The sequence below is a fragment of the Microvirga sp. HBU67558 genome (assembly GCF_018069605.1).
GTDB classification, from domain to species: domain Bacteria; phylum Pseudomonadota; class Alphaproteobacteria; order Rhizobiales; family Beijerinckiaceae; genus Microvirga; species Microvirga terrae.
Genome location: NZ_JAGPUP010000213.1, coordinates 1 through 503 on the forward strand (window position 1 = coordinate 1; position 503 = coordinate 503).

Consider the following 503-nt stretch of genomic DNA (forward strand, 5'->3'; position numbering starts at 1 on the left):
GAGGCTACAGGCGTCGCTGGTCTCATGGCCGATGCGGGCCTGACCCACGGCGGCTTCTATGCTCACTTTAAGTCGAAGGACGATCTCGTTCGCGAAGCCATCACTGAGGCTCATGCGCGCAGCCGTGAGACTTGGACCAAGGAAGTGCAAGCTGCCAAGGAACGCGGTGAGGACGGGCTGGAAGTCGTCGTGCGCCGATACCTGCGAACAGCGCATCGCGACCGACCGGAGGCCGGCTGCTCCATTGCGGCCCTAGCTCAAGAGGTCGCCCGCAACGACCTCAAGACTCGCGATGTCATGGCCCACGCGGCGGACGAGATCGTGGCGATCATCGCTTCTGAACTGCCCTCTTCCTTGTCGGAGGAGAAGGCACGAGAAACCGCTTATGCGATCTTCGGTCTCTTGATCGGAACGCTCCAGCTCGCGCGCGTTACGACAGACAAGGCCCTTTCCGAGTCGATCCTGCAATCCGGACAGGATGCTGCTCTTCGGCTTGCACGTCC

The 503-nt window shown here is 61.8% G+C and carries 1 protein-coding gene; it reads left to right on the plus strand.

The features are described from left to right. Positions 1–503, plus strand: a 503-nt coding sequence (locus tag KBI52_RS00890; protein ID WP_210804790.1) for a TetR/AcrR family transcriptional regulator, incomplete at both ends; no start/stop codon positions are given.